The organism is Streptosporangium sp. NPDC000563 (assembly GCF_040299985.1).
In the GTDB taxonomy this organism is placed as follows: Bacteria; Actinomycetota; Actinomycetes; order Streptosporangiales; family Streptosporangiaceae; genus Streptosporangium.
The window spans coordinates 19,658-33,827 of the sequence record NZ_JBEPDA010000014.1; the positions used below are offsets into that span (position 1 = coordinate 19,658).

Sequence of the window (14,170 nt, forward strand, 5' to 3'; positions counted from 1 at the left end):
CCCCTTGTTAATCCGGGAGAACGGGAGGTTGAAGGTCAACGGGACGCTTTCGGGTCCAGGGCATCGCGCAGCCCGTCGCCGAAGAGGTTGAAAGCCAGCACCGTGATAAAGATCGCCATGCCAGGGAAGAACATGAAATGCGGCACGTTATAAAACTTCACCGCTTGTGAGAGCATGCCTCCCCAGGTCGCCGTGGGCGCCTGGATGCCGACTCCCAGGAACGAGAGCGCGGCCTCGAACAGGACGTTCGTGGGAATGAGCAGCGTCGCGTAGATGAGGATCGGCGCGATCAGGTTCGGCAGGATCTCCCGGAACAGGATGTACGGTCCGCGTGCGCCCAGGCTGCGGGCGGCGTCGACGAACTCGCGTTCCCGCAGTGACAGTGTCTGGCCTCTGATGATCCTGCCGATGTAGGGCCAGTTGAAGAAGCCGATCACGAAGATCAGCAGGCCGATGCGCAACGTGTCGCCCGTCACGCCGAGGCTCTGCTCGAACTGGCCGAGGACACCGACCAGTGCCATCGCGAAGACGAGGAGGGGGAAGGCGAGGAAGACGTCCATCGTGCGGCTGATCAGGGTGTCGACCCAGCCGCCGAAGTAACCGGCCATCACTCCCATGACGGTGCCGATGACCACCGAGAGCACGGTGGCGAGGACCGCGATCAGCAGCGAGATCCGTGCTCCGTAGACCACCCTGCTGAAAAGGTCGCGGCCGTTGACCGGCTCCACCCCGAACAGGAAGTCCCCGCTGATGCCCGTGCCGCCCTGGGGGGTCATGGTGGAGGTGTCGATCATCTCCTGGTGGAACTCGTTCGGCGGGTGGCCGAACACGTCCACGATCAGCGGAGCGAAGATCGCGGTGAGGATCAGCAGGACGACCACGCCGGCGCCGACAAGCGCGACCTTGTCGCGCTTCAGGCGCATCCATGCGATCTGTCCGAGCGATCGGCCTTGGATGGCTTTCACGCCCGCCCCCGCGAGCACTGCCTCCGGCGGGACCTCAGGGGTCTTGCCGGGGGCGTCGAGCGGTGCGGTCATACAGTTGGCCCCCTGGATCCCAGACGACGTCGTCCGTTAACGCGTTCCCCGGGTCGGGGTAGCGCGCCGTTAGTCTACGGGCCGTTATTAGTGGTCCCGAGGGCAGAATCTATGGGCTGAACTGCGCTGACCAGTCCCCTGAGGCGCTATGTGGCTCAACTGTGATTCACGCGAAATTCATTCGTTTTGATCTTGAAGGTAATGTCCGGACGCCGTTCCGCTTCTGTCTCGGATTCGTGACATTGAAATGAGGCGGTTACCCAGCGTCACCCGATCCCGCGGCGCTTGAGGATGTCCTCGATATCGGAGAAGTCGTCGTCGGCGGCCGGCTTCGCCGCGGGCTTCGATCCGGCTGCCCGGGAGACCGGCGAGGGCGCGGGCGTGCGCTTGGGGAGCGGCTGCGTGGCGGCCGTCGCGCCGGGCGCACCCGATGTCACGGCCTCGCTCCGCGTCGGGGCGCCCGTGGCGGACGCCGGGGACGCCGGGGAGGCCCCGGACGCCGCGGCCTTGAGGCGGCGGCCACGCATGAAACCGGAGACCAGGAAGAGCAGCACGGACAACCCGGTCACCGCCACCCCGGACCACACCACGGGGTTGAACACCAGACCGGTGAGGAACCCGCCGATCGCCGTGCCGATCCGCCACACGGTCGGCAGCGCGCCGGTCAGGTAGGCGGCGATGGGCAACAGCGACCAGGCCACCGCACGCAATCCCGCCGCGGCGCCCCGGCGTCGCATCAGCAGGAAACTCAGTACCAGCCCCACACCGGTGACCCCGGCGCAGAGCGGCAACCACGCGATCTGTTCGTACGACACAGCGGACCGCCCCTCATATCGGCTTACCCGGATATCCATCCTGGCACGTCAAATCGGGACGGGCCCTCCTTCCTGAGGAGGGATCACCCCCTAAGGGATACGGCCCGGCTCACGTGAAAGATCAGGGAGGTCCCCCATCGGACCGTCCCCGGGGTGGCCGTCCGCCCTGCCGGCCACCCGCCGAGGAGTTCTTCGTGGAGGGACTAACCGTCGGCGGGACCGGCGGCGGAGGACCCGCGGGCGGGTGACTCGGCGAGGGGCGACTCCCCGAGGGAGAGCGAACGCAGGACCGCCACGTCGACCTCCAGCAGCGAGCCGACGACGAGGCGGCCGGGCGCGGAGGGGATCGGCAGCACGCTCGGCACCGCCACCACCCGGCAGCCCGCGGCGGTGGCCGACGTCACCCCGTTCGGGGAATCCTCCAGGGCGACGCAGCGGGCCGGATCGACCCCCAGCAGCCGGGCCCCCGTCAGGTAGGGCTCGGGGTGGGGCTTGGTCCTGGTGACGTGGTCAGCGGTGACCACGTGGTCGAAGTTGTGCTCGCCGATGCTCTTCAGGCACGCCTCGGCGATCGGCCTGGCCGAGGAGGTGACCAGCGCGGTGGCCAGGCCCTCCTCGCGCACCTCCGCCAGCAGTTCCAAGGCCCCGGGCATCATCTCCACCCCGCCCGAGAGCTTGGCGATCATGCCCTCCAGCATCCAGGTCTCCACCTCGGCGCAGTCGGCGTCACCACCGGAGACCCGCAGCATGTAGGCCGCGGTGACCGCCAGGGAGCCGCCCACCGTGTTCTCCTGGTGGGCCTCGCCCCACTCGCCGCCGAGTCGTTCCATCACCTCGGTCTCCACCTGAAACCAGATCTTCTCGCTGTCGACGAGAAGCCCGTCCATGTCGAAGAGAACAGCTTCCATTTCCCGTGAATCCTCCTGGCCGATCACACGCCGGTTCGTACGGTCAGCTTCTCGGCCCTGAAGGGCCGAGCTTGTGGCTCCTCACCCCGCATGGGGTGCACGGTTCAGGCCGCGTCGCCGGCAGTGGGACTCACCACCCAGCCCGCGCACCGCGGCTTCCTCCAGGTCTGTGTCGGCAGATGCCTGAATCGGGGTACTCATCAGGTGTATCTCCTTGATCAGGACTTACACCGAAAACCACCGTACAGTCCTGGGAGTCGGCGGCGTTCGCGCGGGGAGGCGCGGGTCGGCGTGTGACGGCGCGGGCCGCAACGTCCTGATCGTCCACACCGCGCCGGGAAGGTGACGTGAAGGCCCCCTCACCACATAGGCTTAGCCGGATAGGGCGTGAGGTGAGAAGGAGGGGGCGCGTGATCGAGATCGAAGGTCTGCCCGAGCTCGTCGACCCGGTGATGATCGCCGCGTTCGAGGGGTGGAACGACGCGGGTGAAGCTTCGAGCGGAGTGATCGCGCACCTGGAGGACGAGTGGAAGGCGACCCCGCTGGTCTCCCTGGACCCGGAGGAATACTACGACTTCCAGATGACCCGCCCGATCGTCGAGATGGGTGAGGGACTGACGCGCTCCATCACCTGGCCGACCACCAAGCTGTCGGTGGCCAGACCCCCGGGCGTCGACCGCGACGTGGTGCTGCTGCGCGGCATCGAGCCCAACATGCGCTGGCGCGCGTTCTGCGAGGAGATCGTGCTGGTCTGCCGCGAGCTGGGAGTCGAGCTCGCGGTCCTGCTCGGCGCGCTGCTCAACGACTCGCCGCACACCCGCCCGGTGCCGATCGTGGGATCGGCGACCGACGAGGGCCTGGCCAGGGCGATCAACCTGGAGCTGAGCCGCTACGAGGGACCGACGGGCATCGTCGGCGTCCTCCAGCACTCGCTGGGCGCCGCCGGGCTGCACGCCGTGTCACTGTGGGCCTCGGTGCCCCACTACGTGGCCCAGCCGCCCAACCCGAAGGCCACCATGGCACTGCTCAGCCGGATGGAGGACCTGCTCGACATCCCGATGCCGCTGGGCGAGCTGGCCGAGGAGTCCCGGGCCTGGGAGCACGGCGTCGACGAGCTCGCCTCCCAGGACAGCGAGGTCGCCGAGTACGTCAAGGAGCTTGAGGAGCGCAAGGACGCCGCCGAGCTGCCCGAGGCGAGCGGCGACGCCATCGCCGCCGAGTTCGAGCGCTATCTGCGCCGCCGCGACCGTGACTCCGACGGCTGAACTCACGGCGTACGGTTACCACCGGACGCCCTTTTTCGCCTAGGTTGAGACCAGTTGATCCTGGGGTCAGGCCCGGGCCGACAGCACTGATCGGGCGCGTCCCGGATCCTCGGGGACGCCGAACGGCAAACCGGATGTCGGCGACTCCACGGCCGGGAAGGACACGACCTCCCGCGGGGGGCCGACGAACGACGCATCACTGCCACGACCACCTGTCCATGTGACTGCGCACGTTAGGGCGACCATGGCGACTCCCTACATCGACCCCTACCACAAGACCGCCGACCCGCGCAGGAACGCGCAGGACGCGCGGCTCCGCGTCCTCGAGCTGGCCGCGTTCATGAAACGCGAGGAGGCCGGCGACGCCTCGCAGCCGCGCTCCCGGGGCACCGCCTCCGGGCACGCCGTCGACATGTTCCTCGCCCTGCTGCAGGATCGGCTCCCGGTCTGGCGGCGCATTCTCGACGACCTGATGTATCTGGTCGGCAAGGGCCGGGTGAGCGAGAACCTTCTGCCCATCGCGCGAGCCGGCATCGACTACTACTGCGAGGTCCAGTCGGCGGCGCTTCCCGCCTTCACCTCCCCCTCGGTCACCGTCCGGTTCCGCGAGGCGATGCGTGACAGCGACATCGACCCGATGTCCGAGATCATCCCGATCGCCACCTATCTCGCGGCCGAGGAACGGGCGGGGCGCCTCTCCCCCGGGGTCGTCCCGGTCGCCAGCGCCAGGCTGCTGCTCGCCGGGTGCTTCCGCCACGCCTACTACGAGATACTTCTCGGCCCCGACTTCCTGCCGTCACGTGACGAGGTCGCCGAGGAGATCGTCCGGGAGCTGAGACTGGAGCCCCAGCGAGACTGATCGCCTCCCGGGACCACCGGCGCCAGGTGACCCCCTGAGCCGGGACGTTCGCGCTCCGGCGCTGCCTGGCGTGCCCCGGCCCCCGCCGCCACGGACGCACGGCGGGTCTGGCCGCCTTTCGAGGCCGCCGCTGCCAGGCGGGCCTGGTCGAACCGGGCCCACACCAGCGCGGCCAGGTCGGCGTCCACCCCCAGCGGCGCGGCGACCAGGTCGGCGCCGGACGCCGCCAGGCGGTCCTGGAAGAAGCCGGGGGCCAGGAGATAGGAGGCGAGCGCGATCCGCGGCGCGGGTCCCGAGCGCAGCCTGTCCAGGGCCTCGGCGACCGAAGGGGTGCCCGTCGCGGCGAAGGCCGCGGTGACCGGACGGGAGAGCCGGACCGACAGCAGCCGGGCCGCCGCCCGCACGTCGGCGAGCGCGGCGGGATCGGACGACCCCGCCGCCCCCAGGATCACCGAGTCGGCCGCCCTCAGCCCGGCGGCGGACAGCCGCCGGGCGAGAACCGCGGCGAGCAGCGGATGCGGCCCCAGCGGCGGCGCCACCACGGCGTCCGGCCTGGCCGCGGCCACCACGGAGGGCAGGTCGATGTGGACGTGGTAACCGCCCGCCAGCAGCAGCGGGACCACCACGACGGGGCCGGGCAGTCCGGGAAGCATGTCGGCGAGCAGAGGTGAGCTGATCTCCAGGAACGCCTGCTCCACACGTGTGCCCCGGCGCCCCCCGCGCACCAGGTCCCGCAGGCCCGCCAGGGTCTCCTCCCCAGCAGAACTGCGTGTGCCGTGCCCGGCCAGGACCAGAGTCGTCACAGGCCTTCGCCCCGGTCACAGGCCAGGCGGTAGCCGCGCTTGACGACCGTCTCGACGATCCCCGCGGGGCCGAGGGCGCGGCGCAGCCGGGTGATGGCCATCTCGACCGCGTGTTCGGCCGAGTCGCGCGACGGACCGCCGGGGAGCACGGTCCTCAGATCCGAGCGGGCCACCACGTGTCCCGGCTTGTCCGCCAGGCGCTTGAGGACCGCCATCGGTGCCGGCGGCAGCGGCTTCAGCTCGCCGTCCACCGCGACGGCGTGGCCGCGAATCTCCAGCTGGTGGCCGCCCGCGACCAGACGGGTGACGCTGTGCTCGGGCAGGTGCCTGGCGAGGGCACGGGCCAGCGTGCCCAGGCGGGAGCGCTCGGGCTGCACGGTGGGCACCCCGCGCGCCTCCAGCGGCCCGGCGGTGACCGGGCCCACGCAGGCGGCGACGACCGGTCCGGCGAAGGCCGCGATCAGTGCGTCCTCCAGGCCGTCGGCGCGGGCGGAGTTGAGCATGGCCAGTACGGCCGGGGCACTGGTGAAGGCCACCGCGTCCACCCCGCCGGAGATGGCCTGGCTGACCAGTCGCCGCAGCGGCGAGACGTCGCGGTAGGGCAGCCACCGGTAGACCGGCACCTCGATGACCTCCGCGCCCGCCTCGCGCAGCGCGGTCACGAAACCGGTCAGCGGCTCCCCGTGCAGTTGCACGGCGATGCGGCGGCCGCGCAGGTCCTGGGCGAGCAGGTGCTGCTTGACCTCCTCGCACGACTCCGTGGGCGGGGTCCAGTGGTCGATCAGACCCGCCGCCCTGACCGCTCCGCGCGCCTTGGGCCCGCGGGTCAGCAGCCTGGCCGAGGTCAGATGCTCGGAGAGGTCGCTGGACAGCCCCCAGCCCTCGGCCGCGGCCATCCAGCCGCGGAAGCCGACGCCGGTGGTGACCACCACGTCGTCGATCGGGGCCGACAGACTGGCACGGGTCGCGGCCAGCAGGTCGGCGTCCTCCGCCAGGGGAACCAGCCGGATCGCCGGGGCGCGCACCACCCTGGCGCCCCTGCGTTCCAGCAGTGCGCAGAACTCCTCGCGCCGCCGGGTGGCGGTGACCCCGATCGTGAACCCGGCCAGCGCGTCGGGCGCGGTCTCGGGAGAGCCGATGGGACTGTCCAGAACGGCCATGCTCATCTGTCGTTCACCACTCCTCGCTCGATGTTTCCTCGGTATCCGGCCGTCCACGACTCCACGCTGCCCGCTCCGCGCCCGCCCCCGCTCACGCGGAGCCCACCTCCACCGTCGCGCCGGTGACGCGGATCGGATAGGTCGGCACGGCCACCGCGGGATCGTCCAGGCACACCCCCGTCACGAGGGAGAACACCTGCTTGTGCATGGGGGAGGCCACCACGGGCTCTCCGGCCCTGGTGCCCACGATCCCGCGGGACAGGACGTGGGCGCCGCTGAACGGATCGAGGTTGCCGATCGCGAACAGGGAGCCGTCGAAGGCGCGGAACAGCGCGATCTGCCTGTCGCCGACGAGCGCGCACGCTCCGCGCTCGGGCAGCAGGTCGGTGTAGGAGCAGACCGGGGTCCAGCGGGTCGTCTCCAGGTCTTCTCTCAGTGCTGTCATCGGTGAAGGTCTCCTCTCCTCGGGTCCTCGGGGTGCGACGGTGACGGTACGGGCGGGCAGGGCTCAGAACGGTCCGGGACCGCTCAGGAACGGACGACCTCCAGCGGGATCAGGACCGGTTTCACCTGGTCGCGCTCGGTCTCGAAGGCGATGGACGGGTCCGGGGTCCCGGGGGCGTTGACGAAGGAGACGAACCGCCGCAGCTTCTCCGGGTCCTCGATCGTGGCACGCCACTCGTCGGCGTAACCGGCCACGTGCCGCTCCATCTGGGCCTCCAGGTCGGCGCAGATCCCGAGGGAGTCGTCCAGGACGACCTCCTTGACGTAGGCCAGGCCCTGAGCCTCCAGCCAGGCGGAGGTGCGCTGCAGGCGGTCGGCGGTGCGGATGTAGAACATCAGGAACCGGTCGATGACGCGGACCAGTTCCTCGGTGCTCAGGTCGGAGGCGAACAGGTCGGCGTGGCGCGGGGTGAAACCGCCGTTGCCGCCCACGTAGAGGTTCCAGCCCTTCTCGGTGGCGATGACGCCGAAGTCCTTGCCCCGGGCCTCGGCGCACTCGCGGGCGCAGCCGGAGACGGCCGACTTCAGCTTGTGCGGTGAGCGCAGGCCCCGGTAGCGCAGCTCCAGCGCGATGGCCATGCCCACGGCGTCCTGCACCCCGTAGCGGCACCAGGTCGAGCCGACACAGGACTTCACCGTGCGCAAAGCCTTGCCGTACGCGTGCCCGGACTCGAAACCCGCGTCCACCAGGCGCTTCCAGATCAGCGGGAGCTGCTCCACTCGTGCCCCGAACAGGTCGATCCGCTGCCCGCCGGTGATCTTGGTGTAGAGACCGAAGTCGCGGGCCACCTCGCCGATCACGATGAGGCTCTCCGGGGTGATCTCCCCGCCGGGGATGCGCGGCACCACCGAGTAGGTGCCGTTGCGCTGGATGTTGGCCAGGAAGTGGTCGTTGGTGTCCTGCAGGGCGGCCTGCTCGCCGTCGAGGATGTGGCCGTTGCCGAGCGAGGCGAGGATCGAGGCGACGACGGGTTTGCACACGTCGCAGCCGCGCCCGGTGCCGTGCTCGGCGATGAGGTACGAGAACGTCGTGATGCCACGCACCCGGATGATGTCGAACAGCTCCGCCCTGCTGTACGCGAAGTGCTCGCACAGTGCCTTGGAGACCTCCACGCCCGAGGAGACGAGGATCTGCCTGAGCGTCGGAACGCAACTGCCGCAGGTGGTGCCGGCGCGGGTGCACGCCTTGATGCCGGGGACGTCGGTGAGACCGTGCTCGGCGATGGCCTCGCACACCTGCCCCTTGGTGACGTTGTTGCACGAGCAGATCTGCGCGTCGTCGGGGACCTCCATGTTCGCCGGACCGCCGGTGAACAGCAGCTCGCTCGGCGAACCCGGCAGGTCACGGCCGACGAAGGGCTTGAGGGTGTTGTACGGGGTGGCGTCGCCGACGCAGATCCCGCCGAGCAGGGTGCGGGCGTCGTCGCTGACGAACAACTTCTGGTAGACCCCGCCCACCGGGTCCATGAAGGTCACGTCCAGCGCGCCCTCCATCGCACCGAACTGGGCGACCTCCACACCGAGCAGCTTGAGCTTGGTCGACAGGTCAGCGCGGGTGAAGACCGCCTCGCCTCCCATGATGCGGTCGGCGGCGACCTCGGCCATCGTGAAGCAGGGCCCCGCCAGCCCGTAGACCATCCCCTCGTGCAGGGCGCACTCGCCGACCGCGTAGATCGCCGGGTCGCCGGTGCGCATCCCGTCGTCCACGGCGATCCCACCGCGTCCGCCGACCTCCAGGCCCGCCTGCCTGGCCAGCTCGTCGCGCGGCCTGACGCCCGCGGAGAAGACCACGATCTGCGCCTCGACGGTCTCACCGTCCGGCTTGACCAGGCCCGCGACCCGCCCGTCCGGGCCCGCGACGATCTCCTTGGCCCCCGCCTCGGTGTGCACGCTCAGGCCGAGCGCCTCCACGTGGCCGCGCAGGACGGCGCCGCCGCCCTCGTCGACCTGCCGGGGCATGAGCCAGCCGCCCATCTCCACGACGTGCGTCGCCAGCCCCAGGCCCCGCAGCGCGTCGGCGGCCTCCAGCCCCAGCAGCCCCCCGCCGATCACGACGCCGCTCGTGGCGCCCGAGGCGGCCTGCCTGATCGCGTCGAGGTCGTCGATCGTGCGGTAGACGAAGCAGCCGTCCAGCTCCCTGCCCGGCACCGGCGGCACGAACGGGCTGGAACCGGTGGCCAGCACCAGCACGTCGTACGGCTCTCGGTGCCCGTCGGCGGTGGTGACCTCACGCGCCTCCCTGTCGATGCGCACGACCCTGGACGACAGCCGCAGCACGACCCCTTCCGGCGTCGGATAGGTGAGGTCCTCGATGCTCCTGCCCGCCAGGTAGGAGGTGAGCGCCACCCGGTCGTACGCCGGCCTGGGCTCCTCCCCCAGCACCGTGATGTCGCCCGCGAAGCCCTTGGCGACCAGCGCCTCGACCAGCCGGTGCGATGTGGGTCCGTGTCCTACCACGACGAGCCGTGACATGGCCGCGCTCCTTTTCCCGTACGCTCCGCTGTCGTCTTCCCGTACGTTCCGCCGTCGTCCGCCGATCCCTCGGGGCCGGTCGTGGCGCCGTTCTTCCCCGCCCGCGGCGCGGCCGTCCCTCCCGAGGAGTAGGCGCCCTGACGTGAGGCGATGACGGTGACGGTCTCGTCCGCCGCGGCGTCTCTGCCGTACCGCGGAGCGCGGTGGGGGTGGTACGCCGTCGTCCCAGCCTTCACACGCGTCTGGGGGGGAAGTGAGACCGGCATGGATCCGATGGTGCTTTCAGGTGGTTTCACGGCGTGGTCTCCCCTGTTACCGATGTGCTACAAGCCGCTAACCGCGTTCACATACGCGATGAGGCCGATGTGAGTTGTCCGTCGGCAGGACCGGTGTCGGATGTGAGCGAAACCGGGTACCTGTCACGCCGGCGATCACACGCGCGCCGCCGCCAGGCTCGGCACCGATCCCGCGGTACGCAGGTAGCAGGCCCAGGTGATGACCGCGCACACCAGGTAGAAGGCGGCGAAGGAGGCGAGTGCGGCACCCGCTCCCCCGGTGGCGGCGATGGAGCTGCCGAAGCCACGGTTGATGAAGAACCCACCGAAGGCACCGATCGCGGAGATGATCCCGATCGCGGCGGAGGCGTCCCGCTTCCCGACGGCCACGGCGGCCTCGTGGGCCTCGGTACCCGCCGCGAGACCCGCCACGGCCTTCGCCCGGAAGATCGCCGGGATCATCCGGTAGGTGGAGCCGTTGCCGATGCCTGTGGTGGCGACCAGGAGCATGTAGGCGCAGAAGAACAGCGCGAAGGCGTGCTGGGACAGGCCCTGCCAGACCAGCGCCGCCGCGCCCGCCATCGCGGCGAAGTTGACAAGCGTCACCCGCGCCCCGCCGAGCCGGTCCGACAGCCAGCCCCCGATCGGGCGGACCAGCGAGCCGAGCAGCGGGCCGATGAAGGCCAGCGCCACCAGGGAGGCCTGCTCGGGGAACTGGCTCTTGATGAGCAGCGGGAACGCGGTGGAGTATCCGATGAAGGAACCGAACGTGCCGATGTACAGGACCGACATGATCCAGGTCTGGGCCCGGCCGGCGACCTTCAGCTGGTCCGCGGGACTGGCCTTGGCGGAGGTCAGGTTGTCCATGAAGAAGTAGGCGCCGATCGCGGCGGCCAGGATGAACGGGACCCAGAACAGTCCCGCGGCGGCCAGGCCGAACGCCCCGATCACCAGGGGCATGACGAGCTGCACGGAGCTGACCCCGATGTTGCCGCCCGCCGCGTTGAGCCCGAGCGCCGAGCCCTGCCTGTCCTGGGGGTAGAAGTAGGTGATGTTGGCCATGCTGGAGGCGAAGTTGCCACCGCCCAGGCCCGCCGTGGCCGCGATGACCAGGAACACCCAGTAGGGGGTGGCGGGGTTGCCGACCGCGACGGCGAGCAGCACCGCGGGCACGAGCAGGAGCAGGGCGCTGACGACGGTGAAGTTTCTGCCGCCGAACCTGGCCGGGGCGAAGGTGTACGGGATGCGCAGCGCGGAGCCGATCAGGTTGGGCAGGGCGACGATCCAGAAGAGCTGGTCGGTGGAGAAGTCGTAGGAGCCGAGTTGCACGGCCACGATGCTCCACACGGTCCACAGCGTGAACCCGAGGTGCTCGGCGAAGATGGAGAAGACCAGGTTCCTGCGGGCCACCTTCCTGCCCTGTCCTTGCCAGAAGTCGGGGTCGTCGGGCCGCCAGTCGCTGATCCAGGGCTTGGCCATCGTTCGTTCCTCCTGCGATTTCGGGGCTTCGATCCCGAAATCTAAGAGGACGGCATTACGCACATTTACTATCTGTGATGGTGCGCCGGTTACGCGTAACTAACCATGGAAATACGCAATGCACAGGTCGCACCATCGCAACATTCCGGAAACACAAAGGGCTGACGGAGTAACGATTGAGTCAGGGCGGCAGCGGGAACCGTCTTCGACGTCAGTCCGTCCGCTTCGGGGAGTGCGCGTGGCCGTCCAGCCGATCCGAATGTTCGACGATCCCGTGCTCCGCACGGTGTCCGAGCCGGTGACCACCTTCGACCGCGAGCTGCGCGTCCTGGTCAAGTCGCTCCAGGCCACGATGCGCGCCGGCACGGGCCGCGCGGGACTGGCCGCCCCGCAGATCGGCGTCCCCTTGCGGGTCGTCGTCTACGAACTGGACGGCAAGTCCGGCCATCTGGTGAATCCGCGCCTTGAGCTGTCCGATCGGAAGATCGTGGCCGATGAGGCCTGCCTGTCCGCACCGGATCGCTGGTGGCCGCTGGAACGCTCCTACATGGTCACCGCCCGTGGCCGTGACATGTTCGGCAAACCCGTCACCGTCCGCGCCCTGGGCATGCTCGCCCGCGTCCTGCAGCACGAGGCCGATCACCTTGAGGGCACCCTCTTCGTCGACCACCTCCCCGAGGAGGATCGCGAGCGCTTCCTCGACTCCATTTCGTGACTTGCGCATCACTGCGACCTCGGATAGGATCGCATGGTTGCAGTCGTAGCTCTCAGTTTAGCCTTATCATCTCAAGTGCTTATGAGAAGTCCGCCGACAGCGGACGTTACACAGTTTCTCCGGATGGTTTCCGCGGGTGCATGGTAGGGTCCGCAACGCAGCCCCGTGCCGCCGACCTGGTGGTTCGGTGAGGCTCCCAATGAGGAGAAGTAGTTTTGTCTGAGGGCACCGTTAAGTGGTTCAACGCCGAAAAGGGCTTCGGATTCATCGCACCGGATGACGGCACCGCCGATGTCTTCGTGCACTACTCGGCCATCAACTCCGGCGGCTACCGCAGCCTGGAGGAGAACCAGCGTGTCAGCTTCGTCACCACGCAGGGCCAGAAGGGCCCGCAGGCCGACCAGGTTCAGGTCATCTGATCTGGTTTGACCTCAAAGGCTTCAGACTGAGCCCGCACCGCTCGCGCGGTGCGGGCTCAGTCGTCTCTTGGGCCCGGACCTCTCTTGGGCCGCCCTCCGGGCGCGGGGACCCGTTGGTGCCGGAGATGCCCGTGTCACCGGGCATCCCCAGGCCGGAGCGGGAGTGCCCGGCACGGACGACCACCGGCCCCTAGAGTTCGACCCCGAGCAGCGCGTCCACGGTCTTCCTGACCAGGAGCGGCGCGTCCGGGTCACTGCCCCCCTCCGACAGGGCCCGCTCGGCCCAGTCGTCGACGGCCGCGAGGGCTCCGGGAGCGTCCAGGTCGTCGGCGATCCGGGCGCGTACCCTTTCGAGCACGACGCCGGCGTCGGGGCCGGTCTGCAGCCCCGCGGCCGAGCGCCAGCGCGCCAGCCGCACCTCCGCCGAGGCCAGCTGCTCCGAGGTCCACTCCCAGTCGGCACGGTAGTGGTGGGCCAGCAGGGCCAGCCGGATGGCCATCGGGTCGGTCTCCTGGCGCAGGCGGGAGACGAAGATCAGATTGCCCTTCGACTTGGACATCTTCTCGCCGTCCAGGGCGACCATGCCCGCGTGCACGTACGCCCTCGCGAACGGCCACTCCCCGCAGGCCACGTGGCCCTCGTGGGCGCCGCACTCGTGATGGGGAAAGATCAGGTCGGAACCGCCACCCGCGACGTCGAAACCACTGGACAGGTTCGCCAGGGCGATCGCGGTGCACTCGATGTGCCAGCCGGGTCTGCCCACGCCGAAAGGGGAGGGCCAGGACGGCTCCCCAGGGCGCTCCGCGCGCCAGAGAAGCCAGTCGAGCGGATGCTTCTTGCCCGGCCGGTCCGGATCTCCCCCGCGCTCGCCGAACAGGGTGAGCATGCGCTCCTCCGAGTAGCCGGAGACGGCGCCGAACTTGGGGGCCGCGGCCACGTCGAAGTAGACGTCGCCGTCGAGCTCGTAGGTGGCGCCCTTGTCACGCAACGACACGATCAGGTCGGCGACCTGGTCGATCACCTCGGTCACGGCGACGTAGTCGCGCGGGGGGAGGACGCGCAGCGCCTCCATGTCGGTCCGGAACAGCTCGATCTCGCGTTCGGCCAGGTCACGCCAGTCGACGCCGGTCCGCCCCGCACGTTCGAGCAGGGGGTCGTCGACGTCTGTGGCGTTCTGGGTGTAGTGCACCTCATGACCGGCGTCGCGCCAGGCACGATTGACCAGGTCGAAGGCGAGGTAGGTGTTGGCGTGGCCCAGATGGGTGGCGTCGTAGGGCGTGATGCCGCAGACGTACATCCGTGCCGTGGGACCCGGCTTTGTGGGGCCGACCTCTCGCGCGGCGGTGTCGAACAGCCGCAGCGGGACACCGGCACCGGGAAGCCGAGGAACCTTCGGCTCAGACCACGATCTCATGAAATGCAGCCTATCCAGCAGACAGACCACCCCGGTTGGCGCGGG

At 69.7% G+C, this 14,170-nt stretch carries 13 protein-coding genes; 4 read left to right on the forward strand and 9 right to left on the reverse strand.

What is annotated here, in order from left to right; genetic code table 11:
* Window positions 1-35: 35 nt before the first annotated feature.
* The 3 genes from ABT352_RS26670 to ABT352_RS26680 all read right to left on the reverse strand — a co-directional run bounded on the left by ABT352_RS26670 (window position 36) and on the right by ABT352_RS26680 (window position 2,760).
* Complete coding sequence (locus ABT352_RS26670) at window positions 36-1,037, reverse strand: ABC transporter permease (protein ID WP_350947668.1); 1,002 nt, start codon at window positions 1,035-1,037, stop codon at window positions 36-38.
* Window positions 1,038-1,303: 266 nt separating this feature from the next.
* The gene (locus ABT352_RS26675; protein WP_350947669.1) at window positions 1,304-1,852 is read right to left on the reverse strand and encodes a cellulose synthase; all 549 of its coding nucleotides are present in this window, start codon (window positions 1,850-1,852) and stop codon (window positions 1,304-1,306) included.
* A 203-nt stretch (window positions 1,853-2,055) separates the two neighbouring features.
* On the reverse strand, window positions 2,056-2,760 hold the full coding sequence (locus ABT352_RS26680) for an HAD family hydrolase (RefSeq protein WP_350947670.1): 705 nt from the start codon (window positions 2,758-2,760) through the stop codon (window positions 2,056-2,058).
* A 410-nt stretch (window positions 2,761-3,170) separates the two neighbouring features.
* Between ABT352_RS26680 and ABT352_RS26685 the strand changes: the two genes are divergently transcribed.
* Entirely contained in the window at window positions 3,171-4,025 is an 855-nt protein-coding gene (locus ABT352_RS26685) for a PAC2 family protein (RefSeq protein WP_350947671.1), read from the forward strand.
* Between the two features lie 220 nt (window positions 4,026-4,245).
* Window positions 4,246-4,884, forward strand: coding sequence for a hypothetical protein (locus ABT352_RS26690; protein WP_350947672.1), 639 nt, complete (start codon window positions 4,246-4,248; stop codon window positions 4,882-4,884).
* Here ABT352_RS26690 and ABT352_RS26695 read toward each other — a convergent pair.
* The 5 genes from ABT352_RS26695 to ABT352_RS26715 form a co-directional block, all read right to left on the reverse strand.
* Window positions 4,788-5,687 (reverse strand): sirohydrochlorin chelatase, encoded by a 900-nt coding sequence (locus tag ABT352_RS26695; protein WP_350947673.1) that lies wholly within the window; start codon window positions 5,685-5,687, stop codon window positions 4,788-4,790. The two genes, ABT352_RS26690 and ABT352_RS26695, sit on opposite strands and share 97 nt — an antisense overlap.
* Window positions 5,684-6,853, reverse strand: a complete 1,170-nt coding sequence (locus ABT352_RS26700) for a uroporphyrinogen-III synthase (RefSeq protein WP_350947674.1) — start codon at window positions 6,851-6,853, stop codon at window positions 5,684-5,686. The genes ABT352_RS26695 and ABT352_RS26700 overlap by 4 nt, the downstream gene beginning before the upstream one ends.
* 85 nt (window positions 6,854-6,938) lie before the next feature.
* Window positions 6,939-7,292: a nitrite reductase small subunit NirD gene (gene nirD / locus ABT352_RS26705; protein WP_350947675.1), complete on the reverse strand. Its 354-nt coding sequence runs from the start codon at window positions 7,290-7,292 to the stop codon at window positions 6,939-6,941.
* A gap of 83 nt (window positions 7,293-7,375) precedes the next feature.
* Window positions 7,376-9,823 carry a nitrite reductase large subunit NirB gene (nirB, locus tag ABT352_RS26710; RefSeq protein WP_350947676.1) on the reverse strand — a complete coding sequence of 816 codons (2,448 nt, stop codon included), beginning with the start codon at window positions 9,821-9,823 and terminating at the stop codon, window positions 7,376-7,378.
* Between the two features lie 431 nt (window positions 9,824-10,254).
* On the reverse strand, window positions 10,255-11,577 hold the full coding sequence (locus tag ABT352_RS26715; protein WP_350947677.1) for an MFS transporter: 1,323 nt from the start codon (window positions 11,575-11,577) through the stop codon (window positions 10,255-10,257).
* A 238-nt stretch (window positions 11,578-11,815) separates the two neighbouring features.
* Between ABT352_RS26715 and def the strand changes: the two genes are divergently transcribed.
* Both def and ABT352_RS26725 read left to right on the forward strand, forming a co-directional pair.
* Window positions 11,816-12,292 (forward strand): peptide deformylase, encoded by a 477-nt coding sequence (gene def / locus ABT352_RS26720; RefSeq protein ID WP_350947678.1) that lies wholly within the window; start codon window positions 11,816-11,818, stop codon window positions 12,290-12,292.
* A 215-nt stretch (window positions 12,293-12,507) separates the two neighbouring features.
* Complete coding sequence (locus tag ABT352_RS26725; RefSeq protein ID WP_344903117.1) at window positions 12,508-12,711, forward strand: cold-shock protein; 204 nt, start codon at window positions 12,508-12,510, stop codon at window positions 12,709-12,711.
* Window positions 12,712-12,901: 190 nt separating this feature from the next.
* On the opposite strand, the gene mshC is transcribed toward ABT352_RS26725, so the two are convergent.
* Window positions 12,902-14,125, reverse strand: coding sequence for a cysteine--1-D-myo-inosityl 2-amino-2-deoxy-alpha-D-glucopyranoside ligase (gene mshC / locus ABT352_RS26730; protein WP_350947679.1), 1,224 nt, complete (start codon window positions 14,123-14,125; stop codon window positions 12,902-12,904).
* Window positions 14,126-14,170: the final 45 nt, after the last annotated feature.

What these genes read in the sequence shown, in the direction of transcription:
- nirD (WP_350947675.1), bottom strand. Translation starts at nt 7,292, where the DNA reads ATGACAGCACTGAGAGAAGACCTGGAGACGACCCGCTGGACCCCGGTC.
- nirB (WP_350947676.1), bottom strand. Translation starts at nt 9,823, where the DNA reads ATGTCACGGCTCGTCGTGGTAGGACACGGACCCACATCGCACCGGCTG.
- ABT352_RS26680 (WP_350947670.1), bottom strand. Translation starts at nt 2,760, where the DNA reads ATGGAAGCTGTTCTCTTCGACATGGACGGGCTTCTCGTCGACAGCGAG.
- ABT352_RS26700 (WP_350947674.1), bottom strand. Translation starts at nt 6,853, where the DNA reads ATGAGCATGGCCGTTCTGGACAGTCCCATCGGCTCTCCCGAGACCGCG.
- mshC (WP_350947679.1), bottom strand. Translation starts at nt 14,125, where the DNA reads ATGAGATCGTGGTCTGAGCCGAAGGTTCCTCGGCTTCCCGGTGCCGGT.
- ABT352_RS26715 (WP_350947677.1), bottom strand. Translation starts at nt 11,577, where the DNA reads ATGGCCAAGCCCTGGATCAGCGACTGGCGGCCCGACGACCCCGACTTC.
- ABT352_RS26670 (WP_350947668.1), bottom strand. Translation starts at nt 1,037, where the DNA reads ATGACCGCACCGCTCGACGCCCCCGGCAAGACCCCTGAGGTCCCGCCG.